This window comes from Leisingera sp. ANG-M7 (genome assembly GCF_000813965.1).
Classification (GTDB): Bacteria; Pseudomonadota; Alphaproteobacteria; order Rhodobacterales; family Rhodobacteraceae; genus Leisingera.
The window spans coordinates 356,689-381,395 of the sequence record NZ_JWLI01000005.1 but is presented as its reverse complement, the minus strand read 5'-3'; the positions used below and the strand labels follow the sequence as shown (position 1 = coordinate 381,395).

Annotated in this window: 23 protein-coding genes; 15 read left to right on the top strand and 8 right to left on the bottom strand. The window is 62.9% G+C overall.

Features of this window, described 5'->3' with window-relative positions:
- Window positions 1-10 precede the first annotated feature (10 nt).
- Entirely contained in the window at window positions 11-1,015 is a 1,005-nt protein-coding gene (locus RA26_RS07360; protein WP_039181966.1) for a LacI family DNA-binding transcriptional regulator, read from the bottom strand.
- A gap of 143 nt (window positions 1,016-1,158) precedes the next feature.
- Here RA26_RS07360 and gap point away from each other — a divergent pair, with 143 nt between their 5' ends.
- Window positions 1,159-2,187, top strand: a complete 1,029-nt coding sequence (gene gap / locus RA26_RS07355; protein WP_039181963.1) for a type I glyceraldehyde-3-phosphate dehydrogenase — start codon at window positions 1,159-1,161, stop codon at window positions 2,185-2,187.
- 236 nt (window positions 2,188-2,423) lie between these two features.
- Window positions 2,424-3,494 (top strand): Mrp/NBP35 family ATP-binding protein, encoded by a 1,071-nt coding sequence (locus RA26_RS07350; protein ID WP_039181960.1) that lies wholly within the window; start codon window positions 2,424-2,426, stop codon window positions 3,492-3,494.
- 221 nt (window positions 3,495-3,715) lie between these two features.
- On the opposite strand, the gene RA26_RS07345 is transcribed toward RA26_RS07350, so the two are convergent.
- The 5 genes from RA26_RS07345 to phnC form a co-directional block, all read right to left on the bottom strand.
- On the bottom strand, window positions 3,716-4,330 hold the full coding sequence (locus tag RA26_RS07345; protein WP_039181957.1) for a DapH/DapD/GlmU-related protein: 615 nt from the start codon (window positions 4,328-4,330) through the stop codon (window positions 3,716-3,718).
- Between the two features lie 32 nt (window positions 4,331-4,362).
- Complete coding sequence (phnE, locus tag RA26_RS07340) at window positions 4,363-5,736, bottom strand: phosphonate ABC transporter, permease protein PhnE (protein WP_039181955.1); 1,374 nt, start codon at window positions 5,734-5,736, stop codon at window positions 4,363-4,365.
- Complete coding sequence (gene phnE / locus RA26_RS07335) at window positions 5,733-6,602, bottom strand: phosphonate ABC transporter, permease protein PhnE (protein WP_039181952.1); 870 nt, start codon at window positions 6,600-6,602, stop codon at window positions 5,733-5,735. The genes phnE (RA26_RS07340) and phnE (RA26_RS07335) overlap by 4 nt, the downstream gene beginning before the upstream one ends.
- Before the next feature lie 114 nt (window positions 6,603-6,716).
- Window positions 6,717-7,619 carry a phosphonate ABC transporter substrate-binding protein gene (gene phnD, locus RA26_RS07330; RefSeq protein WP_039181949.1) on the bottom strand — a complete coding sequence of 301 codons (903 nt, stop codon included), beginning with the start codon at window positions 7,617-7,619 and terminating at the stop codon, window positions 6,717-6,719.
- A 65-nt stretch (window positions 7,620-7,684) separates the two neighbouring features.
- The gene (phnC, locus tag RA26_RS07325; RefSeq protein WP_039181946.1) at window positions 7,685-8,503 is read right to left on the bottom strand and encodes a phosphonate ABC transporter ATP-binding protein; all 819 of its coding nucleotides are present in this window, start codon (window positions 8,501-8,503) and stop codon (window positions 7,685-7,687) included.
- A 215-nt stretch (window positions 8,504-8,718) separates the two neighbouring features.
- Between phnC and rpe the strand changes: the two genes are divergently transcribed.
- Complete coding sequence (gene rpe / locus RA26_RS07320) at window positions 8,719-9,408, top strand: ribulose-phosphate 3-epimerase (protein WP_039181943.1); 690 nt, start codon at window positions 8,719-8,721, stop codon at window positions 9,406-9,408.
- Window positions 9,409-9,590: 182 nt separating this feature from the next.
- On the opposite strand, the gene RA26_RS07315 is transcribed toward rpe, so the two are convergent.
- Entirely contained in the window at window positions 9,591-11,681 is a 2,091-nt protein-coding gene (locus RA26_RS07315) for a 3-hydroxyacyl-CoA dehydrogenase NAD-binding domain-containing protein (RefSeq protein ID WP_039181940.1), read from the bottom strand.
- Window positions 11,682-12,326: 645 nt separating this feature from the next.
- On the opposite strand from RA26_RS07315, the gene RA26_RS07310 reads away from it, so the two are divergent.
- Both RA26_RS07310 and RA26_RS07305 read left to right on the top strand, forming a co-directional pair.
- On the top strand, window positions 12,327-13,106 hold the full coding sequence (locus tag RA26_RS07310; RefSeq protein ID WP_039181937.1) for an IclR family transcriptional regulator: 780 nt from the start codon (window positions 12,327-12,329) through the stop codon (window positions 13,104-13,106).
- A 43-nt stretch (window positions 13,107-13,149) separates the two neighbouring features.
- The gene (locus tag RA26_RS07305; protein ID WP_039181934.1) at window positions 13,150-14,505 is read left to right on the top strand and encodes an aspartate aminotransferase family protein; all 1,356 of its coding nucleotides are present in this window, start codon (window positions 13,150-13,152) and stop codon (window positions 14,503-14,505) included.
- A 143-nt stretch (window positions 14,506-14,648) separates the two neighbouring features.
- On the opposite strand, the gene RA26_RS07300 is transcribed toward RA26_RS07305, so the two are convergent.
- On the bottom strand, window positions 14,649-15,179 hold the full coding sequence (locus RA26_RS07300; RefSeq protein WP_039182120.1) for a GNAT family N-acetyltransferase: 531 nt from the start codon (window positions 15,177-15,179) through the stop codon (window positions 14,649-14,651).
- Between the two features lie 126 nt (window positions 15,180-15,305).
- On the opposite strand from RA26_RS07300, the gene RA26_RS07295 reads away from it, so the two are divergent.
- The 10 genes from RA26_RS07295 to RA26_RS07250 all read left to right on the top strand — a co-directional run bounded on the left by RA26_RS07295 (window position 15,306) and on the right by RA26_RS07250 (window position 24,690).
- A complete protein-coding gene (locus RA26_RS07295; RefSeq protein ID WP_039181930.1) occupies window positions 15,306-16,931 on the top strand; it encodes a sulfatase-like hydrolase/transferase in 1,626 nt (541 codons plus the stop codon).
- Window positions 16,932-17,141: 210 nt separating this feature from the next.
- Window positions 17,142-18,344: a 3-oxoadipyl-CoA thiolase gene (gene pcaF, locus RA26_RS07290; protein WP_039181928.1), complete on the top strand. Its 1,203-nt coding sequence runs from the start codon at window positions 17,142-17,144 to the stop codon at window positions 18,342-18,344.
- 24 nt (window positions 18,345-18,368) lie between these two features.
- Window positions 18,369-19,346 carry a 1,2-phenylacetyl-CoA epoxidase subunit PaaA gene (gene paaA / locus RA26_RS07285; protein ID WP_039181924.1) on the top strand — a complete coding sequence of 326 codons (978 nt, stop codon included), beginning with the start codon at window positions 18,369-18,371 and terminating at the stop codon, window positions 19,344-19,346.
- A 73-nt stretch (window positions 19,347-19,419) separates the two neighbouring features.
- On the top strand, window positions 19,420-19,704 hold the full coding sequence (paaB, locus tag RA26_RS07280; RefSeq protein ID WP_008557866.1) for a 1,2-phenylacetyl-CoA epoxidase subunit PaaB: 285 nt from the start codon (window positions 19,420-19,422) through the stop codon (window positions 19,702-19,704).
- Window positions 19,704-20,465 (top strand): 1,2-phenylacetyl-CoA epoxidase subunit PaaC, encoded by a 762-nt coding sequence (gene paaC, locus RA26_RS07275; RefSeq protein ID WP_039181921.1) that lies wholly within the window; start codon window positions 19,704-19,706, stop codon window positions 20,463-20,465. The genes paaB and paaC overlap by 1 nt, the downstream gene beginning before the upstream one ends.
- A 100-nt stretch (window positions 20,466-20,565) precedes the next feature.
- Complete coding sequence (gene paaD, locus RA26_RS07270; protein WP_039181919.1) at window positions 20,566-21,039, top strand: 1,2-phenylacetyl-CoA epoxidase subunit PaaD; 474 nt, start codon at window positions 20,566-20,568, stop codon at window positions 21,037-21,039.
- 10 nt (window positions 21,040-21,049) lie between these two features.
- Window positions 21,050-22,123 (top strand): 2Fe-2S iron-sulfur cluster-binding protein, encoded by a 1,074-nt coding sequence (locus RA26_RS07265; RefSeq protein WP_039181917.1) that lies wholly within the window; start codon window positions 21,050-21,052, stop codon window positions 22,121-22,123.
- A 24-nt stretch (window positions 22,124-22,147) separates the two neighbouring features.
- A complete protein-coding gene (locus RA26_RS07260) occupies window positions 22,148-22,909 on the top strand; it encodes a Phenylacetic acid catabolic protein (protein WP_039181915.1) in 762 nt (253 codons plus the stop codon).
- 200 nt (window positions 22,910-23,109) lie between these two features.
- Window positions 23,110-23,655: a VOC family protein gene (locus tag RA26_RS07255; RefSeq protein ID WP_052272335.1), complete on the top strand. Its 546-nt coding sequence runs from the start codon at window positions 23,110-23,112 to the stop codon at window positions 23,653-23,655.
- Window positions 23,656-23,826: 171 nt separating this feature from the next.
- Window positions 23,827-24,690, top strand: a complete 864-nt coding sequence (locus RA26_RS07250; protein ID WP_039181914.1) for a branched-chain amino acid aminotransferase — start codon at window positions 23,827-23,829, stop codon at window positions 24,688-24,690.
- Window positions 24,691-24,707 lie beyond the last annotated feature (17 nt).

Here is a 24,707-nt window from a genome sequence, read left to right as displayed (position 1 = left end):
CGGCGGAGGATTACAGCGTCTCTCCCAGGCTGAACGCCGGTGTCAGGCGGTCAAAAACCAGCCCTTCTGTTCCGCCCGGGCTCCGCGACTTCAGGATTACTTGAGCTGCACGTTCACCGATTTCGCGGCGGCAGGCATCCGTGGTCGCCAGTTGCAGCGGCAAGCCTTGCAGGATTTGAAGATTGTTGAAACCGGCCAAGGCGATATCGCCAGGCACCGACAAGCCTGCAGCCAGGCAATGCATCAGCCCGCCGACGCTCATCACATCGCTGGAATAGTAAATGCACTCCAGATCCGGACTGCGCGCCAGCATCTGTGCCGTTAGCTGGCGGCCCGTCTGGATCGCGCTTTCACCGGAATAATGCTCAATATCTCTGAGTGTCACGCCTTGCGCCGCCAGCCCGTCCGTGAAGCCGTCAAACCGTTTCCGGGCGCGGAAATCCTGCGGCATCTTGGTGCCGATAAAGCCGATCTGACGATAGCTGCGCGCCAGGATCTGCTCAGCCATGCCGCGGCCGGCCTGCAGATGCGAGATGCCGACGCAGTGGCGAACGGGATCACCGTCGACATCCATTATCTCAACAACCGGGCAATCAGCCTGCTGCAGCATCCGGCGGGTGGCCTCGGTATGCTCCAGCCCAGCCACGATCAGCCCCGAAGGGCGCCAGCTGAGCATTTCGCGGATAACGCCCTCTTCTTCCTCAAGGTCATAGCCAGAGACCCCGACAACCGGTTTCAGCGGACTGTCCTTCAACACGGCCGAAATGCCCGAAAGAACCTCAGGAAAAACAAAGCTGTTCAACGAAGGCACTACTACCGCCACCAGATTGACAGACTGCGAGGACAGGGAGCCTGCAATCCTGTTTGGCACATAGCCGCGGGTGCGGGCGATTTCCTCAATTTTCGCCTTGGTCTTGGCAGAAACGTCCGGCGCCCCGCGCAAGGCACGGGAAGCGGTCATTTCGCTGACACCTGCCAATTTAGCGATGTCTTTCAGCAGCAGTTTCTTCGTCATGCCCCCATGGTCCTGCAGATCGCGGGCAGCCGCAAGGGCAGCTCTGCCGGCAAGGGGGTTGATTTTTGGAAATGTTATCGATATCGGTATCGAAACCGTTATCGCTACCGGGCCCAATCCGGTAAACCAGCCGGAGATCAGAGATGACATTGAAGATTGCAATCAACGGATTCGGGCGGATCGGCCGCGGCGTGCTGCGGGCACTGCTGGAAAGCGATGCCAAGGATATCGAGGTGGTGGCCATCAACGACCTGTCGCCGCCGGAAACACTGGTTCATCTGCTGAAATATGACAGCGTGCACGGACGCCTGAAAGCGCCGGTATTATTGGCCGGAGACCTGATCCGCGTGGGCCATCACAGCATCCGCCTGAGCGCCATCCGCAACCCGGAAGACCTTCCCTGGCAGGATGTGGACATCGCCTACGAGTGCACCGGGCTGTTCACCGCCCGTGACGATGCCGCGCGGCATCTCGAGAATGGCTCCAAGCGTGTGCTGATCTCGGCCCCCGGCAAGGATGCCGACCGCACGGTGGTCTATGGCGTCAACCACATGGACCTGACGGCGGAGGACGTGATTGTGTCCAATGCCTCCTGCACCACCAACTGCCTGGCACCGCTGGCCAAGGTTCTGGATGAGGCCTTTGGGATCAAGACCGGCTACATGACCACGATCCACGCCTACACCGGCGACCAGCCGACCCATGACGCCAGCCACAAGGATCTCTACCGCGCGCGGGCAGCCGCCTTGTCCATGATCCCAACATCCACCGGGGCCGCGCGGGCAATTTCGGAGGTGCTTCCGCATCTGACAGGCCGCCTGGAAGGCTCTGCGATCCGGGTGCCCACTGCCAATGTTTCCGTTGTGGATCTGAGCTTTGTGCCGGAACGCCCTGCCACGGCTGACGCGGTCAATGCCGCGGTCAAGGCGGCGGCTGCGAACGGGCTGGAGGGCATCCTGTCCTTTGAGGAAGATCCGCTGGTCTCCGTCGACTTCAACCACGACCCCCATTCCAGCTGCTTTGCGGCAGCGCAAACCGCTGTCACCGCCGAAGGGCTGGTGCGGGTGGTCAGCTGGTATGACAACGAATGGGGCTTCTCCAACCGCATGGTGGACACGGGCCGCCGCATAGGAGCGGTAATGAAAACCGCAGAGATGGCACTTGCCAGCTGACGGGTTCCTCCCGCCCGTCCCCGGCCCGATGGGCCTCCTCCCGTTGGGCCCGGCGCCGCGCTGACGCGCGGCGCTGCTGCGTTTGCGGCAAGGTCTCTGGGTCTTCAGCAAGGCCAGCCTGCAAAAAAGCTGACTCCAGGATGTGCTAAATCAAACTCCAGGCCGGGTACAGCTGGCATGACCTGCCGAATTGCGCCAGAACAGGCGCAAGACATGACCAGCTACAGGAGACCGGCGTGACCGTCACCCGTGAAACCGTCCTTGAGGCGCTCAAGACCATCACCGACCCCGTCAGCGGCAGCGACATCGTCAGCGCAGGCATTGCCCGCGCCGTCACTGTCGAAGCCAGCACCGTCCGTTTTGTGCTGGAAATCGATCCCGCCAAGTCTGACGCCTACGGCCCCGTGCGCGACAAGGCCGATGCCGCAGTGGCGGCGCTGCCGGGGGTAGAGAAGGTCTCAGCGATGCTCACCGCCCATTCGGAAAAGGCACCGCCGGACCTGAAACCGAAGAAAGCAGCCCAGCCGCAACAGCAGGCGCCGCAGAATGTGCCCGGCGTGGCCCGGATCCTCGCCGTGGCCTCGGGCAAGGGTGGAGTTGGGAAATCCACCGTTTCCGCCAATCTCGCCTGCGCGCTGGCAATGCAAGGGCGCAAGGTGGGCCTGCTGGATGCCGACGTCTATGGCCCGTCGCAGCCCAAGATGCTGGGGGTCAGCGGCCGCCCCGCCAGCCCCGACGGCAAGACCATCCTGCCGCTGCGCAACCATGGGGTCACCATGATGTCGATGGGACTGATGACCGGCGAGGACCAGGCGGTGATCTGGCGCGGGCCTATGCTGATGGGCGCACTGCAGCAGATGCTCTTGCAGGTGCAATGGGGCGATTTGGACGTGCTGATCGTCGACCTGCCACCGGGAACCGGTGATGTGCAAATGACGCTGGCGCAGAAAACTCATGTGGACGGCGCAATCGTGGTCTCCACCCCGCAGGACGTGGCGCTGATCGACGCGCGCAAGGGCATCGACATGTTCCGCAAGATGAACGTGCCGGTTTTGGGCATGATCGAGAACATGTCCACACACATCTGCTCGAACTGCGGCCACGAGGAGCATGTCTTCGGCCACGGCGGCGTGGCGCAGGAAGCCAGGAAACTCGGCGTGCCGCTGCTGGGCGAGGTGCCGCTGCATCTGGACGTGCGGCTGGCCGGCGACAACGGTACGCCCATAGTGGCCGCCAAGCCCGGCAGCACCCAGGCCAAAGTGTTCCTCGACATTGCCACCCAGCTGGTCGACGCAGGCGCCGCCTGACCCCTGCCAGCCACGGATCAAGGGCCACAAGGCGGCGCGCAGCGCCGTTTACCTTCGAGGTGGGGATGGCAGACCTCACTATTAAAATGGCGCTTCAGGGTAAACCTGCCCCTGAAGCGCATCTCAGCAGGCCCTTAGGCCCGCCGCGCAGCGGCGCCACGCCCAACTGTGACGCACATTCATGAATGTGCTGGAACAGGCGGGAGCACCTGCCCGCCGGATCAGGAATACTTTTCCAGGAATTCTTCTGCCCGCAATATGCGGAAGTCCGGCAGGGCGGCCCGCAAGGCTGCATGGTTCCAGTCCCACCAGGCGAGCTCCATCATCTGCTCAGCAACCGCCTCAGGGTACCGCCGGCGGATCACCTTGGCGGTATTGCCGCCAACGATGGTGTAGGGTGAAACATCCTTGGTCACAACCGATCCAGCCGCCACAACCGCGCCATTACCGATTGTGACATCAGGCTTGATTAAGGCCCCATGGCCGATCCAGGTGTCATGGCCGATGCTGGCAGTTCGCCCGGCGCGGTGGTTAAACCACTCCGCGTCATCCTCCGCATCATCCCAGTAGCTTGCCGACCGGTAGAGGAAGTGGTGCAGAGACGCTTTCTCCATCGGGTGGTCTGAGGCGCCGATCCGCACGAAGCTGGCAATATTGGCAAACCTGCCGATCTCTGCGTTGGCAATGTCACAGGTCCGGTCACAATAGCTGTAGTCGCCGACCACCGCGTTCGCCACCCGGCTGCCGGCGCCGATTTCCACATAGGCACCGAAACGGCTGCCAGTGATCGTGCAATCCGGGTGGATGAACGGCTCTTCAGCCTTCAATCGGGCCATCGTCTGTCCTCCTCCGCAAGCCGGGACCGAAGTCAGGGCAGCAGAAACGCCCCGCCCTCTTCCGGCTTCCGCGCCTTGCGCTTGGCCTTGCCGCCCTCGCCCTTGATCAGGCGGCGGCGCAGCCAGCCGGAGAACCAGTCCATCAGCATCACCATCAGGATGATCAGAGTGATGTAATAGGCCACCTCCTCCCAGTCCTTCTGGGTGATGATCGCCTGTGTCAGCAAGAGCCCGATGCCGCCGCCGGTGATCGCGCCGATGATGGTGGCGGAGCGGGTGTTCGACTCGAGGAAATACAGAAGCTGGCTCAGCAGCACCGGCGTGATCTGCGGGATCACCCCGAAGCGGTGGCGCTGCACCGGCCCCGCCCCGGTTGAGGCCACGCCCTCAATCTGCTTCTGGTCGACATTTTCCAGCGCCTCAGAGAAGATCTTGCCGAACGTCCCGGTATCGGTCACCAGGATCGCCAGCGCGCCGGTCAGCGGGCCGGGGCCAAAGGCGCGGGCCAGAACAACTGTCCAGATCAGCGAATCTACGCCGCGCACGAAATCGAACAGACGGCGCATGGCAAATCGGATGCTGCGCAGAGGCATGAAATTACGCGTGGCGGCAAAGGCCAGCGGCAGCGCGATGATGCCTGCACCAATGGTGCCCAGGAAAGCCATCAGCAGTGTTTCGGCAATCGCCCAGGCTACATCCTGATGGCGCCACATCTTATTGGTCCAGAACTCTCGGAAGATCGCACCACCCTCGCCGGTGGCAGCGTGCTGCAGCAGTTCTCCTGCGCCCATGCCGTAGTACGGGCTGTCGAGGGTGAAGAAGAACAGCTCCCACCCTGCGAAATAGCGGAATACCTCAGCCCTGTTGCGGGTCACGGTCAGGCGGCCGGCCTCTGTGGTAACGGCCAGGCGGTTCTTCGAAACACTGATCCACTCCGGTACATCTCCGGCAGGCAGTTCCGCCTGCACTCCTGCGCTGCGGCTCGGGGTTGCACGTACGGTGCCATAACCGGGAATGACGTATTCGATGGCCTCGGAGCCGAAAGTGACGCTGTGCCCGTTCTCCAGATCAATCACGGTGGTCTCGCCCAGGGCAACCCAATCCGGCGCCATGCCGTCGGGATAAGCACCCTTGCGTTCGCCTTCGATGGCCACCGACACCTCACCGCTGCGGTTGTCGCGGGTGACGTGAGTCTTGTAGCTGTAGCTGTCGCTCACCAATGTCCTGGCGTTGTCCAGGCTGGCACGCTCCCACAGCCCGGCCATATCGAAGGCCACAAACACGTAAGTCAGGTAGACCAGCACTGCAGCGGGCAGCGCGAAATTCATCAGCCTCTTCTTCAGGAACAGCCGCGAGATGTCAGACTTCAGGTCTGCGGGCGCCAGAGTAGTGTCAAAAGTGGTCATGCCTTCGCTCCATGGGTCAGGTGGTCACGCAAGAGGCCGGACAGCTGGTCAACGGCCACGATGGTGACAAAGAGAAGGAGAAAAATGGCAGCAGCCTCGTCGTAGCGGCCCTGCCCCCAGGACATGGCGTTCTTCAACTCGTAGCCAATACCGCCCGCACCGACAAAGCCGAGGATGGCAGAAGCGCGGATGTTGATTTCAAACCGCAGCAGCGCGTAGCTGATGTAATTCGGGCCAACCTGCGGGATCACCCCCAGCGTCATCCGCTGCGCCCAGGTGGCACCGACGGAGGTCAGGCCCTCAACGGGTTTCAACGAGGCGTTTTCGTTCACTTCGGAAAACAGCTTGCCCAGCGCGCCCGCGGTGTGGATGGCGATGGCAATCATGGCTGGCACCGGCCCGCCGCCCAGCACAAAGATCAGCATCAGGGCAATAACGATTTCCGGAATTGCACGGCAGACATCGCTGACACGCCGGAACAGCGGGATCAGCATTGGCCAAGGCGCCATGCCGCGCGTCGCCAGCAGCGACAGCAGGGTTCCAAACACCGCGCCAGCCAGGGTCGAGGCGGCTGCAATGTTCAGCGTCTCCACCAGCGCCGGAAAGAATTCCACCAGATGCCCCGGCAGTTGGGCGGCCTTCTCGGCTGCTTCCGCCAGAACTTCGGAAGGATAATCGAAGATGCGCGAGAACCCGTCGGCAAAGGAGCCTGCATTGCGGGCATTCGCGGTGCGGAAACCGGCCGCCATCAGCGCCACAAAAACCGCCAGCAGGATGCCGCCATAGAGCCGCTTGCGCTGGGTATGGGCAGTGTAGTGCTGCCGGATGTCCTCGATGCCCGGCCGGGCGGCTGTCAAATCTGCCATTTGGGATCCTGATCTTCTGGGGATGGGTGATACTGGGCCCATCCAGGAAATTGCGGGGCTCCAAGACCGGCCCGGAACCCCGCAGAGCACAGTTAAATACGTGCTGGGCTGAAATTACTGGGACTTCAGCTTGCGGGCCTCAATGATCACCTCATAGGCTTCATGAGTGATCGGGTCGAAGCTCTTGGCTTCACCTGCCGCAACACCATAGAAGCAATCACGGTCGGTCTCGCTGAGATTATCCATCAGCGCGGTCATCTTGGCTTTTACGTCTGCCGGCAGCGCTTTGCGCAGAACCACCGGGCCTTCCGGGATCGGGGCGGATTTCCAGATCTCCACCATGTCGTTCATATCGACAAGGCCGGCATCCACAGCGCGGCGCAGGGCGCCGGACTGGTAGCCATCTTCCCATTCGCCCAGGCCGTCGGCCCAGGTCACACCGCCGTCCACATCGCCATTGGCGACCGCAACGATGGTCTGTTCATGGCCGCCGGTGAACTTCACTTCACCGAAGTAGTCGCCGGAGTCCATGGAGGCATTGATCTTGCTGGGGATCTCGATCGACGGGATCAGGTAGCCCGAGGTGGAGTTCGGATCGCCGAAGCCAAAGGTCTTGCCTTTCAGGTCTTCCAGCGAGGTGATGCCGCTGTCCTTGCGGGCAAAACCAACCGAGTAATAGCCGTAGCCGCCGTCGGTATTCACCTTGACCAGAACCGGCTCCACAGCTTCGGGGTCGGTCAGGTAGGTCTTGGCATAGCCGGAGGCACCCAGCCAAGCCATGTCGATGGTGCCGCCCAGCAGGCCCTGGATCACGCCGTTGTAGTCGGCCGGCGCGAACAGCTTGGTTTCGACACCAAGCTCCTTTTCGGTGTAGGCGCGCAGGCATTCGTTGTTGTTCAAACGGTCCTGGGCATTCTCGCCGCCGATGATCCCGATGCGGAATTCGGTGATGTCTTCGGCGGCAACGGGGGCTGCCAGCGCGGTGGTTGCCATAACGGCAGCAATCAGTTTCTTCATCTCATGTCTCTCCGGTTGGGTCCCGGCAGAGCAGCCCGCCGGGTCGATGAATTCAGGGTCACGGGTTACTCAGCGGGAATGGCAGCGCGCATCGCGCCCGTCTTTTCCAGCGTTTCAATCTCGGTCGAGGTGGCGGCTTCGGAGAATTCCTCCCCGGCGCCATAAATCTCGCGGGCGACGCCGGTGGTCAGCTGCTCCGGCAGCCCGTCAAAGACGATGCGCCCGTCGCGCATCCCAACGACCCGGTCGCAATAGCGGCGCGCAGTATCCAGCGTATGCAGGTTGGCAATGACAGTACGCCCGTCTTCCTCGTGGATGCGGCGCAGCGCCTCCATCACGGTCTGGGCGTTCATCGGGTCGAGCGAGGCGATCGGCTCATCCGCCAGAATGATTTTCGGGTCCTGCATCAGCGCCCGGGCAATCGCCACCCGCTGCTGCTGGCCGCCTGAGAGCGCTTCAGCCCGCTTGGCCGCATGCTCGGCAATGCCTAGGCGGTCGAGGATGTCGATCGCCTTGTGAATATCCGCCATCGGATAGAGGTTGAACAGCGTCGCCATCGCGTTGCGGCGGTTCAGTGTGCCGTGCAGCACATTCGACACCACATCCATCCGCGGCACCAGATTGAATTGCTGGAAAATCATCGCGCAGTCGGACTGCCAGGCGCGCTTGTCTTTGCCTTTCAGCCCGGTGATCTCGCGCCCCTCGAACAGGATGCGGCCGCCGCTGGCGTCCTCCAGCCGGTTTAGCATCCGCAACAGGGTGGATTTGCCCGCACCAGAGCGGCCGATGATGCCGATCATGCAGGGCTTGTCGATGTCCAGCGTGGCGGTATCCACCGCAATCTTGCCGCCGAACCGTTTGGTCAGTTTGTCTATGCGCAGCACCGGGGCGCTCCCTTGTCGTTCGGGAGTTGCCTACCGGCCCCGCTCAAAGCTCTTGTGTCACTGCCGTGAAAGTTTTGTAACGAGGACCGGCGCAACCGGCAGGCGTGGCACCCCAGGAAACAGGGCCGCGGCGCAATCTGCCCCTGTGCACAGCGGGCCGGACGGTCTATACGGCCTCCGACTCCTCAATTCCCTTTGCACAAGGAAGCCGCCAGATGTCCTTTGACCGCAAGATCAAGATCGCGCCCTCCATCCTGTCCGCCGATTTCGCCAACTTCGGCCAGGAGATCCAGGCTATCGAAGCCCAAGGCGCCGACTGGGTGCATGTGGACGTTATGGACGGGCATTTCGTTCCGAACCTCACCTTCGGCCCGCAGGCGGTGAAGGCCTTCCGCCCGCATGTGAAGACGGTAATGGATGTGCACCTGATGATCGCACCTGTTGATCCCTACATCGACGCCTATGCCGACGCCGGTGCCGACGTGCTGACTGCCCATATCGAGGCAGGCCCGCACATCCACCGCACCCTGCAGGCAATCCGCAGCGCAGGCATGAAGGCAGGCGTGGCGTTGAACCCCGGCACCCCTGCCGAAGCGGTGGAGCATCTGCTGGACCTGACTGATCTGGTCTGCGTGATGACCGTGAACCCTGGCTTCGGCGGCCAGAAGTTCCTCGACATGACCGCCAAGATCCGCCGCCTGCGGTCGATGATCGGCGACCGCCCGGTGCATATCGAGATCGATGGCGGCGTTGATCCTACCACCGCGCCACTGGTGGCCGAAGCCGGTGCCGACGTACTGGTTGCAGGGTCCGCGGTATTCAAGGGCGGGTCCGTGGACAAGCCGGAAGTCTACGGCGAGAACATCCGCAAGATCCGTTCCGCCACCGAAGGCACCTGGGCGTAAAGCGCGGGGAACTCCCGCCAATCGCCAGGCGCACCGAAGGTGCGCCGCTCTTGTTGGGCCATGCGCCGCGCGTTCCGCGCGGCGCTTTTGCGTAATACGGCCAACGCTTGCGCGTCCAGCCCGGCAGCACCGGGACGCGCACCGCTGACCCTCGGCGGGCCGGAGGGGCGCCGCCCGTGTGCCTAGCCGGCTTTGTTCAGATCGTCGAAGGTCGTGCCTTCCGCCACCAATTGCTCCAGGAGCGGCGCGGGCTGCCAGAAGAAACCGTCCTCTTCTGCATAGGCCTGAATATCGGCCAGGATACTGTCCAGCCCCTGCAGATCGGCCCATTTCAGCGGACCGGCCCAGAACCGCGGGAAACCGTAGCCGAACAGCATCACCATATCCACATCCAGCGGGCGCCGGGCTATGCCCTCGCCCACCACCTTGGCAGCCTCATTCACCATGGCGCACATGTAGCGGCGCAACACCTCCGCGTCCGAGAACTCCCGCGGGGAAACGCCTTGCTGTTCCTGATCCCGGGCAATCAGCTCGGCCACCTCAGGGTTCGGCACGCCGCCGCGCTTGCCTGCTTCGTAGACATAAAAGCCCTTGCCGGTTTTCTGACCGAAATCGCCGCCTTCGCAGAGCATTTCGTAGAAGCGCGGCACCCGCTCGCGCGGGTCGCGGGTGGGCGCACGGCGCTTGCGGGCGGCCCAATTGATATCCAGCCCTGCAAGATCCCCCATTGCAAACGGCCCCATCGGGAAGCCGAAAGTGGTCACCACCTTGTCCACTTGGTAGGGCGACGCCCCATCCAGCACCACATATTCTGCTGCCTTGCGGTAGGCATTCATAATCCGGTTGCCGATGAAGCCGTCGCAGATGCCAGACCGCACCGCCACTTTCTTCAGCCGCTTGCCGAGAGCAAAGCCGGTGGCCAGAACTTCCGGCGCAGTCTTCTCCGCCACCACAACTTCCAACAGCTTCATCACATGCGCGGGTGAGAAAAAATGCAGCCCGATCACATCCTGCGGGCGGGAGGTCGCTGCGGCGATCTCATCCACATCCAGATAGGATGTATTGGTCGCCAGCACCGCCCCCGGCTTGCAATGCGCATCCAGCTTGCCAAAGACCTCGCGCTTGACGCCCATGTCTTCGAACACGGCCTCGACCACCAGATCCACCTGGTCCAGCGCGGCATAATCCGTGGCCACGGTCAGCGCCTCGCCGGTCAGCTGATCATATTGCGCCTGGGTGACCTTGCCCCGCTTCAGGGCGCCTTGCAGGTTGCCTTCAATGCGCCCGCGCGCGGCGGCAACACCCTCGTCCGTCATCTCAATCAGCACCACCGGCATCCCCGCCAACAGCGCCGCTGTGGCAATGCCTGCGCCCATGGTGCCACCGCCGATCACCCCCATCGCGGCAACTTCGCGGGGATCCACGCCTTCCAGCTCCGGCAGCTTGCTGACCGCACGCTCCGAGAAGAAGGCATGGATCAGCCCCTGCCGCTGATCCGATTCCATCAGTTCCGTGAACAGCGCGCGCTCGCGTTTAAGGCCCGCCTCAAAGCTTTCTGCTTCCACCGCTGCCTGCACCGCCCGCACCGCCGTCGCCGGAGACAGCTGGCCGCGGCCTTTTTTCAGCGTCGCCTCATAGACGGCATCGAAATCCACAGCTTCCGGCGCGGGCATTTCGCCAACAGCTCGGCGCGGTGCGCCCGAATCCAGCAGTTCCTGCGCATAGGCGAGACCGATTTCACGGGGTTCGCCGTCTGCAATACGGTCGATGATTCCCTTGTCCAGCGCCTCAGCCGCGCCAAAGTGGCGGCCGGTGGTGATCATCTCCAGCGCCGCTTCGGTCCCCGCCAGCCGCGGCAGCCGCTGGGTTCCGCCGGCACCGGGCAGGATGCCCAGGTTGACCTCGGGCAGCCCCATTTTCGCCGTTGGCACTGCAATCCGGTAGTGCGAGGACAGAGCCACCTCCAGCCCGCCACCCAGCGCCGTGCCGTGCATGGCAGACACGACGATCAGCGGCGAAGCCTCAATCCGGCTGCACAGGCCCGGCAGGTAGGGATCCTGAGGCGGCTTGCCGAATTCGCGGATATCAGCACCTGCGAAATAGGTTTTGCCTTCACCGTAGATCAGCACCGCCTTGGCGCCTTCACCTTCAGCACGCTCGATTGCGGCCAGCAGCCCTTTGCGCACATCAATGCCCAGCGCGTTCACAGGCGGGTTTTGCGCCTTCAGAACGGCAATATTGCCGACGCGCTCGTATGCAATGGCTTCATTCATCCGGTATTCCTCTCTCTCCCGCGGCGGCAGTGCCTGCGCCCGGCTCCCAACAGATTAGGCACAGCACCCGGACCGGCGCCAAGCCCCAATGGCGGCCGAAGGCCAGCAAACCCCGCGTCGCGGCGTTCAGATGCCCAGCGGCCTGTTACGCTGGCAGTTGCGTAACAGAAGATGAGGCAAATGGGAACTTTTTGAAACGCATCATCCGACAGGCCAGCCTCCTTCCGCGACGAACCCGGATTCCTGACTTGGCTATCCGCCTCGCTACCCCCCTGCCTCTGCACGGCTTGTTGTGCCTCGCTGCCGAGACTCCCCGTTAGTTCTGTAAGGCCCGCGTCAAACCGGCTTCAAGGCACCCCGACAGCCACGGCACCCCGACAGCCACGGCATGAGGATAATCCCGGGCATCTCTTGGTGTTCGCAAGTGCCTAGCCCCTTGCAGCCCTAAGCACTGCCGCCGCCAAACCGTTGCCTGGCGATCCCCTCGCTCGCTACGGCTCTGTTCAACTTGTCGGCTCACTATTCAAACCACTGGTTTATTTAATTGACAACCAGATCTCGCATCTGCCATTTAAACCGCATCACGGAACCGTCGGCGCAGGAGAGATCGTCCGGACAGTTCAAACAGGGAGCTTCAACAGGCGCATGGGAACTGTATCCAAAGCCTTGTCACTGCTGACATATTTCAATCACGGCCGGACCGCGATCGGGCTCAGCGACCTCACGCGCCTGTCCGGGATGAACAAGGCAACCGTCTACCGGCTTATGAACGAACTTCAGGAATCGGGCTTTGTAGAACAGACGGGCAGCGACCGCTCTTACCGGCTAGGCCCCCAGGTTCTGCGTCTTGCAGCCCTGCGTGAGGCCGCGGTGCCAATCCTCTCCGTTTCCCGCCAGGTTCTGCGCGATTTGAGCGATGAAACCGGCGAAACCACTCACCTGTCGCTCTTGCAAGGCAGCCAGCTCAATTCGCTGTCACACGCCTATTCACCGCGCAACGCCACCAGGGTGATGATGGAGGACGCCAAGGTTCTGACATTTCATGGCACCAGCTCCGGCATGGCAGTTCTTGCCTATGCCGAACCGGACTTCGCCGAGACTATACTGTCCCAGCCGCTGGGGGCCCGCACTCCGGAAACCATCACAGATCCGCAGAAAATCCGCGCCCAGCTTACCAGCATCCGCAAAAGCGGCATTGCCGTGTCTGTCGGCGGGTTTGAGGAAGACGTTCATTCCCACGCGGTTCCAATATTTGATCCGGACCGCAAGGTGATCGGCGCCCTAGCGGTGGCCGCCCCCGCTTCCCGCATGACAGCAGAACAGAAACAACTGATCCCAGCCGCCCTGCGCCGCGCAGGCGCCACCCTCACCTATCGCATCGGAGGGTCCGCTCCGGCGGGCTTCCCGCAGGACGAAACCGCCTGACCCCTTCACCGGCCCAAACCGGGCCGCATCCAGGAGCTGCCCCATGAAAGACTCCAACTTCCTGAAAGAGCACAACGCCAAATCCCTCTGGCACCCCATGACGCACCCGGGCGACAGCCTAGCCAGTCCGCCCGCCATCATCACCTCTGCCAAAGGTGTCAAGATCACCGACATTGACGGGCATGAGGTGGTTGATGCAGTCGGGGGTCTCTGGAACGTGAACCTCGGGTTCTCATGCCAACCGGTAAAAGACGCCATCGCGGCGCAACTGAACGTGCTGCCTTACTATTCCACCTTTCGCGGCACCACCAACGATCAGGTGATTCAGCTGGCAGAAGAGCTGCACGCGTTCTTTGCGCCGGACGGGCTCACTCGCGCCTTTTTCACCTCCGGCGGCTCGGATTCCGTAGAAACCGCCCTGCGTCTTGCCCGCCAGTACCACAAGATCCGCGACGAGGAAGGCCGCACCAAGTTCCTGAGCCTCAAGAAGGGCTACCACGGCACCCACATGGGCGGGGCTTCGGTGAATGGCAACGCAAACTTCCGCACCCAGTACGAACCGCTGCTGCCCGGCTGCTTTCACATCCCGGCGCCCTACACCTTCCGCAACCCCTTCAACGAGACCGATCCGGAACGTCTGGCCCAGCTCTGCCTGCAGGCTCTGGAGGACGAGATCGCCTTTCAGGGCGCAGGCACAATCGCCGCTTTCATCATGGAGCCGGTCCTGGGGGCCGGCGGGGTGATCCCGCCGCATGCCAGTTTCATGCCCGGCGTGCGCGAGATCTGCTCCAGAAACGGCATCCTGCTGATCGCCGATGAGGTGATCACTGCCTTCGGCCGCACCGGATCGTGGAGCGGCTCGCGCCACTGGGGCGTGCAGCCGGACATGATGGCCACCGCCAAGGCGATCACCAATGGCTACTTCCCCTTTGGCGCAGTGATGATTGCAGACCATATGACCGAAACTTTCGAGAAGGACACCACCGGCAAGGCGGCCATCGGACACGGCTACACCTACTCGGGCCACCCGGTCGGCGCGGCTGCTGCCCTGGCCTGCCTTCAAGAGACCCTTCGCCTGAACGTGACGGAAAACGCAGCCGCCCGCGGCACCCAAATCCATCAGGGCCTGCTGGCGCTGCAGCAGAAATACGAGCTGATCGGCGACGTCCGTGGCGGCCACGGCCTGATGTGCGCGCTGGAGCTGGTATCCGACTGCACCGCCAAGACAGCCGTGGACAAGAAGACCATCAGCAAACTGCAGGAAGCGGCCTATGAGGCAGGCGCCATGGTGCGGGTCTCCGGCCCCAACATCATCCTGTCGCCGCCGCTGGTGCTGAGCGAGGCGGAGGCCAGCACCATACTTTCTGCCCTTGATGCAGGCTTTGCAGCGGTGAGCTGACATCAGCGCCGGATCCCCCTGCGCCCGGGCCGTCAGGCCCGGGCGCCACCAGGTGCCATGGCGGGCCCGATGCACAGGCTTCGGGCCCGCTCGTGTCCTTTCTGTGGCGCATCGGAAAGCCGGTTGAAGATTTGGTCGGCGATTCAGAGAGAGGAGTATTGCAGCACGTCGTTGGCGTATTCGGCTTCGCTGATCCTGAAACTTGTCAGCCCGGCATGTTCAAACCCGTTGCGCAGATAGAAGGAGATTGCGCGGGAGTTCTCGGAATTGCTGGCAAGCCAGGGCGCGTCCCAGCCGTTTGACCGGCAAAGTTGCAGCCCGGCTTGCAGCAGGTGCCGCCCGATGCTGCGCCCGTGGTGCCGCGGCTGGACGTAGAGCGTGGATATCTCGGTGCACGAAGCCCCGCCAGCCGGGCTGGGACGTCCGTGCGTAACACGGATATAGCCGTCGATGCCGTCCAGGTTTTGCGAGACCAGCAGGCCCTCTGCCGGATTTTGCAGGGCCTCGGCGAAACGCGCAGGGGTATAATACGCTAGCACATAGTCCGCAAAATGCGCGCTGATCCCATAGTGCAGATAGGTGCTGGCCCAGATTTCGATCGACAAGGCCGCTAGGCTGGAGCAGTCCTCCATTCCAGCGGGGCGGATTGCAGCGGGGGGTGAAAGACCTGTCATGAATGCCGTTGGGACAAAAGAAAACAAACGCCATAGTTCTGGCCAGGGCGGGACTCGTCAAGAAGCTCCCTCGTCAAATTTGCTTCACTTGTTTATTAATACTACAGCACCAAGCAGGAGGCGCCGATGAACATCCTCTATATCATGTTCGACCAGCTGCGGTTCGACTATCTGAGCTGCGCCGGCCATCCGCATTTGCAGACACCCCACATCGACGGGCTGGCCGCCAGGGGCGTGAGGTTTACCCGTGCCTATGTGCAGTCGCCCACCTGCGGCTCGTCGCGGATGTCGAGTTATACGGGGCGTTACCCCTCCAGCCACGGGGTGCAGTTCAACAGCTACCCGCTGCGGGTGGGCGAGTGGACCATGGGCGATCATTTGCGCAGCGCAGGCATGGGCTGCCACCTGATCGGCAAGACCCATATGGTTGCGGATGCGGACGGCATGCAGCGGCTGGGGCTGGCCCCGGACAGCGTGATTGGCGTGCGCCAGTCAGAATGCGGCTTTGATCCCTGGGTGCGCGATGACGGGTTGTGGGCGGAAGGGCCGGATGGCTTCTATGACAGCAAGCGCAGCCCTTACAATGAGTACCTCAAGGAAAGGGGCTATCCAGGCGAAAACCCGTGGAACGACTTCGCCAATGCCGGGGTCGAGGGGAATGACATCGCCTCCGGCTGGTTCATGATCAATGCGGACAAGCCCGCCAATATCGCTGAAGAAGACAGCGAAACGCCCTGGCTGACCACTCAGGCGATGGCCTTCATCGAGCAGGCAGAGGGCCCGTGGTGTGCGCACCTGAGCTATATCAAGCCGCATTGGCCCTATATCGTGCCCGCGCCCTACCACGACATGTACGGGCCGGAGCATGTGCTGCCGGTCGTGCGCTCGAAAGGGGAGCGCGAGGACGCGCATCCCGTGTTCGGCGGCATGATGAACAACCAGATCGGCAAGACCTTCAGCCGCGACGAAGTGCGGGCAAAGGTGATCCCCGCCTATATGGGGCTGATCAAACAGGCCGATGACCAGATGGGACGGCTGTTTGCCTGGCTGGAAGAAACTGGCCGGATGCAGGATACGATGATCGTGGTAACCTCGGACCACGGCGATTACCTGGGCGATCATTGGCTGGGGGAGAAGAACCTGTTCCACGAGCCCTCGATCAAAGTGCCGCTGATCATCTATGACCCGCGCGCGGAGGCCGATACCGCCCGCGGCACCTCCTGCGACGAACTAGTGGAGGCGATTGATCTGCTGCCGACCTTCCTGGAGGCGGCAGGCGGCGAACCTGCGCCGCACATCCTGGAAGGGCGTTCCTTGATGCCGTTCCTGCGCGGTGAAAAACCGGAGTGGCGGGAATATGCCATTGCCGAGTTCGATTATTCCACCATGCCGCTTAGCGAGAAGCTGGGCCTGGGGCCGAAGGATGCGCGACTGTTTATGGTCACCGACAAACGCTGGAAGTTCATGCACGCAGAGGGCGGGCTCAGGCCGATGCTGTTCGACATGGAAAATGACCCGGATGAACTGGTGGACCTCGCCAAGGACGGCAGTCATCAGGCGATCATCGATCTGATGTATGACCGTTTGCTGGAATGGGGCCTCAGGATGTCACAGCGGATCACCCTGTCGGATACGCAAATCAAGGCACGCCGCGGCAAGTCCGGGCGCAAGGGTATCCTGCTGGGGGTCTACGAGGCTGATGATGTGGCGCCTGAATTGACAGAACGATACCGCGGACAAGTACCGCAGTAACCACCCGGCCCTTTTATTCAGCGTGCATGCTTCAGGGAGCCCCGCGGGATGGGGGCGCCCCCAGCCCGGACAGCTCTGCGTCCATTCGTTACAGATTTTCACCAACATCCATTTTTGAGTTACAATTTACTTGCCGCGAATCATCTTCCGGCTTATCACCGACCCAACGGTCGGCTTTTCCTACCGCCGCCACAGGAGACGCGAACACCCATGGATGCTTTCATCTGCGATGCCACCCGCACCCCAATCGGCCGCTATGGCGGCGCGCTGAGTCAGGTGCGTACTGATGATCTTGCCGCCCTCCCTATTGCCGCGCTCGCCGCGCGCAACCCGGACGTAGACTGGGGCAGCCTGGACGACGTGATCTTTGGCGATGCCAACCAGGCAGGCGAAAGCAACCGCAACGTGGCCCGGATGGCCGCCCTGCTGGCGGGCCTGCCCACCTCTGTGCCCGGCACCACCATCAACCGCCTCTGCGCCTCCGGCATGGATGCGGTCGGCATGGCCTCGCGCGGGATCAAGGCGGGCGATTACGACATGGCCATTGCCGGCGGCGTTGAAAGCATGAGCCGCGCGCCCTTCGTGATGCCCAAGGCGACCTCCGCCTTCACACGTGCCAATGCGGTCTATGACACCACCATCGGCTGGCGCTTCGTGAACAAGAAGATGCACGGGATGTACGGCACCGACTCGATGCCGCAGACCGCCGACAACGTGGCCGAAGACTATGGCGTCAGCCGCGAAGATCAGGACGCATTTGCCGCCCGCAGCCAGGCCCGCTGGGCCGCCGCGCATGAGGCTGGCATTTTCAAGGACGAGATCACCCCGGTCACCATCCCCCAGCGCAAGGGCGATGACCTGGTTGTGGACACCGACGAACACCCCCGCCCCGGCACCTCGGCTGAGAAGCTGGCGGGCCTCAAGGGCGTCAACGGCCCCGACAAGACCGTCACCGCAGGCAATGCCTCCGGCGTCAATGACGGTGCCGCGGCGATCCTGATGGCAAATGAGGCCGCGGCTGCAAAGAACGGCCTGAAACCGATGGCCCGCATCGTCGGCATGGCCGCCGCAGGGGTCGAGCCGCGCATCATGGGCATCGGCCCGGTGCCCGCCACCCGCAAGGTGCTGGCCCGCACCGGCCTCAGCATCGAACAGATGGACGTGATCGAACTGAACGAGGCCTTTGCCTCCCAGGGCCTTGCAGCTCTGCGCGAGCTTGGCGTTGCGGACGATGCGCCCCATGTTAATCCCAACGGCGGTGCAATTGCACTGGGCCACCCGCTCGGCATGTCCGGGGCGCGGCTGGTGCTGACCGCCGCTTACCAATTGCAGCGCACCGGCGGGCGGTATGCCCTCTGCACCATGTGCGTCGGCGTCGGACAGGGCACCGCCCTGATCCTCGAACGCGTTTAATGAAAACCTGAGGAGGTCCCAGACATGTATGCTCAGATGGTTCAATCCGAAGCGACCCAGGACGATCCGGAAAAGCTGGCCGCCTTCCAGGCGCGCATCGACGCGGGCGAGAAGATCGAGCCCAAGGACTGGATGCCCGAAGGCTACCGCAAGACGCTGATCCGCCAGATCGGCCAGCACGCCCACTCCGAAATCGTCGGCCAGCTGCCCGAGGGCAACTGGATCACCCGCGCGCCCACGCTGGAGCGCAAGGCGATCCTGCTCGCCAAGGTACAGGATGAGGCGGGCCACGGCCTGTACCTCTACTGTGCAGCGGAAACCATGGGCGTGTCGCGCGACGAGCTTACCGAGATGCTGCTCGACGGCCGGATGAAGTACTCTTCGATCTTCAATTACCCGACGCTGAACTGGGCCGACATCGGTGCAGTCGGCTGGCTGGTTGACGGCGCGGCGATCATGAACCAGGTGCCGCTGCAGCGGACCTCCTTCGGCCCCTACTCCCGTGCGATGATCCGCATCTGCAAGGAAGAGAGCTTCCACGCCCGCCAAGGGTTCGATGCCATCCGCAAGATGGCCGAGGGCACGTCTGCGCAAAAGAAGATGGCCCAGGATGCGGTGAACCGCCTTTGGTTCCCGGCGCTGATGATGTTCGGGCCTTCCGACAAGGACTCGGTCCATTCCGCGCAAAGCATGGCCTGGAAGATCAAGATCAACACCAACGACGAGCTGCGCCAGAAATTCGTCGACCAGACGGTGCCGCAGATCGAATTCCTCGGCCTCGACCTGCCGGACCCCACCATCAAGTGGAACGAGGAGCGCGGCCACTATGACTACAGCGACCCGGACTGGTCCGAGTTCTTTGAGGTGATCAAGGGCAACGGCCCCTGCAACGTCGACCGCCTCGCCGCCCGCAACAAGGCCTGGGACGACGGTGCCTGGGTCCGCGACGGCCTGCTTGCGCATTCCAGAAAGAAGGCTGCACGCCAGCACGCCGCCGAGTAACCCCAAGCATTCCGGCGCTCCGCCCCCAATCGGGACCCGGCGCAGCGCCCCCTCAGCCAGGAGGATTTGAGACATGAAAAACGAATGGCCCCTCTGGGAAATCTTCATCCGCGGCCAGCACGGGATGAGCCACCGCCACGTCGGCTCCCTGCATGCACCCGACGCCGAAATGGCGATCAAGAACGCCCGCGACGTCTACACCCGCCGCAACGAAGGCGTGTCGATCTGGGTGGTTGAGGCCAATCACATCGCCGCCTCCTCGCCCAGCGACAAGGGCCCGCTCTATGAGCCGTCCGAGTCCAAGGTCTACCGCCACCCGACCTTCTTCGACATCCCCGAAGAAGTGGGAGCGATGTAATGACCCGCGAAGACGCATTTTTTCAGTTCCTGCTGCGGATGGGGGACAACACCCTGATCCTCGGCCACCGGGTCAGCGAATGGTGCGGCCACGCCCCGGTGCTGGAAGAGGACATCGCGCTGGCCAATACCGCGCTGGACCTGATCGGCCAGACCCAGATGTGGCTTGGCCTCGCCGGTGAAGTGCAGGGCGAAGGCAGAACCGCCGACGACCTCGCCTTCCTGCGCGACGCCTGGGATTTCCGCAACGTGCTCTTGTGCGAGGTGCCCAACGGCGACTTCGGCCGCACCCTGATGCGCCAGTTCCTGTTCGACGCCTGGCATTCGATCCAGCTGGGCCGCCTGATGAAATCCTCGGACGAGCGGGTCGCCGCGATTGCCGAAAAGGCCTCGAAAGAAGTGGCCTATCACCTGGAGCGCTCCGCCGACACCGTGGTGGGCCTGGGTGACGGCACCGAGGAAAGCCACCGCCGGATGCAGGAGGCGCTGGACTATCTTTGGCCCTACGTAGGCGAGATGTTCCAGTCCGACGATGTGGATGCGGAAATGGTCAAGGCAGGCATTGCCCCCGATCCCGCGTCCCTGCGCGAAGAATACGACGTCCTGGTGTCCCGCATCCTGGGCGATGCGACGCTGATCATTCCGGACAGCAGCTTTGCCCACAAAGGCGGGCGCACCGGTGCGATGCACACCGAGCACTTGGGGCACCTGCTGACCCAGATGCAATGGCTGCAGCGCGTCTATCCCGGCGCCAAGTGGTAACGCCACGGCCAAAGAACTGAGGGCACCCCCGGCTTCAGGCGGGGGGTGAGGCCCGCTTCCGTGAAGGAGGCCGGGCGGAACAGCCAATGAGGGTAACCGCATGAGCCAAGTGACGACACAGCCAAGCATCTCCCAAGTCTGGGACTGGCTTGACGCCGTGCCCGATCCGGAGATCCCAGTGATCTCGCTGGTGGATCTCGGCATCATCCGCGATGTCGCCTGGGAGGGTGGCACCCTGGTGGTCACCGTTACCCCGACCTATTCCGGCTGCCCGGCCACCTCGGTGATCGCTATGGATATTGAGACCGCCCTGCGCGACCGCGGCATCACTGATCTGCTGCTCAAAACGCAGATCTCCCCCGCCTGGACCACCGACTGGCTGACGGAGAAGGGCCGCACCAAGCTGGAGGAATACGGCATTGCCCCGCCCCAGCCCGCTGGCGGCCCCGAAAAATGCCCGCGCTGCGGCAGCAAAGATGTCACCCGTGTGAGCCAGTTCGGCTCCACTCCCTGCAAGGCCCACTGGCGCTGCCAGGACTGCCTGGAACCCTTTGATTATTTCAAGTGCATCTGAGGAGACCCTGATGGCGCGCTTTCACGACCTAGAAGTCACCGACGTCCGCAAGACCATCCGCGATGCGGTGGTGGTCACCCTGAAGCCCGCGTGTGGCGCGGCTGAGGAGTTTGATTTCACCCAGGGCCAGTACCTGACCTTCCGCCGCGACTTCGACGGCGAGGAGCTGCGGCGCAGCTACTCGATCTGCGCCGGCAAGGACGAAGGCATCCTGCAGGTCGGCATCAAGCGCGTCGACGGCGGCGCATTCTCGACCTGGGCCAATACCGAGCTGAAGGCGGGTGATACCCTTCAAGCGATGCCGCCGATGGGCACCTTCTTCACCCCGCTCGACGGGGCGGCAGAAAAACACTACCTGGGCTTTGCCGGCGGCTCCGGCATCACACCGGTGCTGTCGATCCTGAAAACAACGCTGGACGCCGAACCCAAGTCATCCTTCACGCTGGTCTATGCCAACAAGGGCGTGAACACGATCATGTTCCGCGAGGAACTGGAGGACCTGAAAAACCTCTACATGGGCCGCTTCAATGTGATCCATGTGCTGGAAAGCGACGCCCAGGAAATCGACCTCTTTACCGGTCTGGTGACCGAAGAGAAATGCGCGCAGCTGTTCGAGCACTGGATCGACATCCAGTCGGTCGACACCACCTTCATCTGCGGCCCCGAGCCGATGATGCTGGGCATCGCCAGCGCCCTGCGCACTGCCGGCCTGAATGACAGCCAGATCAAGTTCGAACTGTTCGCCTCTGCCCAGCCGGGCCGCGCCAAGCGCAAGGCCGCCGCCGCGGATGCGGCCAGCAGCGCCAACCAGACCAAGGCCGCCATCACCCTGGACGGCGCCACCCAGACTATCGAGATGGGCAAGGATACAACCCTGCTGGACGCCGCGCTGGAAAACGCAATGGACGCGCCTTATGCCTGCAAGGCCGGGGTCTGCTCCACCTGCCGCTGCAAGGTGCTGGAGGGCGAGGTCGAAATGGTCGCCAACCACGCGCTGGAGGACTACGAGGTCGAAAAAGGCTATGTGCTGTCCTGCCAGGCCTTTCCGCTGACTGACAACGTCGTGGTCGACTACGACCAGTAACACCTGCCCGAGGGAGGAAAGATCATGACTGACGAGATGAGCATCACCAGCTATCTGGCCCAGGGCGGCGTGCTGTCCAACCCGTCCAACGTGCCGCCGCGCTACCGCGCCGAGCTGATGAAGATGATGGCGACCTTTGTCGACAGCGAGCTGGCGGGTGCTGCAGGTTTTGCCGACATCATCAACGAAGGGCCGGGCATCAAGGCGCGCATCGCCGCCGCCAAGATTGTGCTGGAAAAATCCGACAGCGCCGAGAAAGTGCTGCGCATCATGGGCGACTTCGGCGCCGACACAGAACGCTATGCCGATCACCACCCCTGGACCGCACGGCTGGAGCGGGACGCCGACATTGGCCAGTCCCGCACCAAGCACGACATGCGGCTGGCCGTGTTCAACTACCCGCTGGAAGGCTGGGCCGATGCGGTGGTGATGAACCTTCTTATGGGCAGCGCGGTTGCGGTGCAGCTGGAGGAGCTGAGCCATGTGTCCTACCAGCCGCTGGCCGAAGCCTTCCGTGCCATCCAGCCCATCGAGGCACACCACGCCGAACTGGCGGAGGAAGGCCTGATGGTGCTGGTGGAAGCGCAAGGGACAAAGGCCCTGCAGGAACTGGCCGGCTATTGGTGGCCGCGGGTCGCGGCAAGCTTCGGCTCCGAGACCTCGCAGAAGTTCGAGGGCCTCAAGTCCATGGGCCTGCGCCGCACTCCGAATGCAGAACTGAAGGCACGCTGGGAGCAAGCCGCCTCTGCCGTACTGGCCAAAGCCGGACTGAAACCCGCCGCCTGATCTCCAGCGGAAACTCTCCCGCCCGGGCTGCAGCGCATCACAGATGCGCAGGCCCGGTTGGGCCGGGCGCGCCTGACGGCGCGCTGAACGTGCCGCGCTGTCAGGCTGTGCATCTCTACAGGGAAATGGTGCAGCACTGCGGAATGGCATCCAGAAAATCTATCCCCCATCTTTGCACCAGCACACAGATGGAGGCAGTAATGAGCATCGGAACACCCCCTCTTCCCGCGGGCACATGCATCGGCCATGTCCATCTCAAGGTTTCCGACCTGGAGCGGTCGATTGCCTTCTACAGCGGCGTGCTGGGCTTTGACGTGACCCAGCGGCTGGGCAGTTCCGCCGCCTTTCTGTCGGCGGGTGGCTATCACCATCATATCGGCCTCAACACCTGGCAGTCGCGCGGCGGCCCGGCGCCGGCGCCAAACATGACCGGCCTCTACCACACCGCCATCCTGCTGCCGGACCGCAAGAGCCTGGCCGCGGTGCTGCGCCGGGTGCTGGACGCCGGGATTGCACTGGAAGGCGCCGCCGACCACGGCGTGTCCGAGGCCATCTACCTGCGCGATCCCGATGGCAACGGGGTGGAGCTGTACCGCGACCGGGCAGAGGCCGACTGGCCGCGCACCCCGGATGGGAGGCTCAATATGGGGACAGAAGCGCTGGACCTGCAGGCTTTGCTCGCGGAAGTTGAGCAGGTCAGCCATTCTGCCCGAATGTTTCGCGCGCGAAACAATTGGTCAGAATGACTGACCAAAATAGCGCGACGTCAGATTTCGCGCACAATGACCACAAGCCACTGTAAGGAATGAAAAATAAGCCTTTCCGGCGCCAATCCACCAACACCTGCAAGCGATGTTAGGTCTGGACCTCTGACCTTTCCCTGCCTACCCTTGCGGCAAGCAGAGGGAGGCTGAACCATGGCTGCAGGCCGCACAATCCGCACGTATTTCAACGGCAGCTGGCAGGACGGAAATCAGGCCGTGATGCGGGCTGCAGACCATGCGATATGGCTGGGCTCCTCCGTATTTGACGGCGCGCGCTTCTTTGACGGCAGGACGCCGGATCTGGACCTGCACTGTGCCCGCACAAATGCCTCTGCGGAGGCGCTGATGATGGCCCCCAGCCATTCTGCACCGCAGATGGTGGAGATCATCCGCGACGGGCTGGAGGGATTTGCTCCCGGCGCCGCGGTTTACATCCGGCCGATGTACTGGGCCGCCGACGGCGACGAGACGCTGATCGCGCCCAAAGCGGACAGCACTGAATTTGCCGTCTGCCTGGAAGAAATCCCGATGGCGGCTCCCGATGCCGCTGCCACCCTGACCCGCACCCGGTTCCGCCGCCCGGTGCTGGAAAGCGCGGTGGTGAATGCCAAGGCCGGCTGCCTGTACCCCAACAACGCCCGGATGCTGCGGGAGGCGCGCAGCAAAGGGTTCAGCAACGCGCTGGCGCTGGACGCGATGGGCAATGTGGCTGAAACCGCCACCACCAATGTCTTCATGGTGCGCGACGGCGAGGTCTTCACCCCGATCCCCAACGGCACCTTCCTGGCCGGCATCACCCGCACCCGCCACATCAGCAATATGCGTGCCGATGGCATCACCGTGCATGAATGCGTGCTGGGCTATCAGGATTTCGAGGAGGCCGACGAGATCTTCCTGTCGGGCAACATGAGCAAAGTGACACCGGTCACTGCCTTTGACGAGAACCGCTATCAGGCCGGCCCTGTCGCCAAACGTGTGCGGGACCTCTATTGGGACTGGGCCGCCAGCCAGCCGTAAATCCGTAAGCTCAAGCC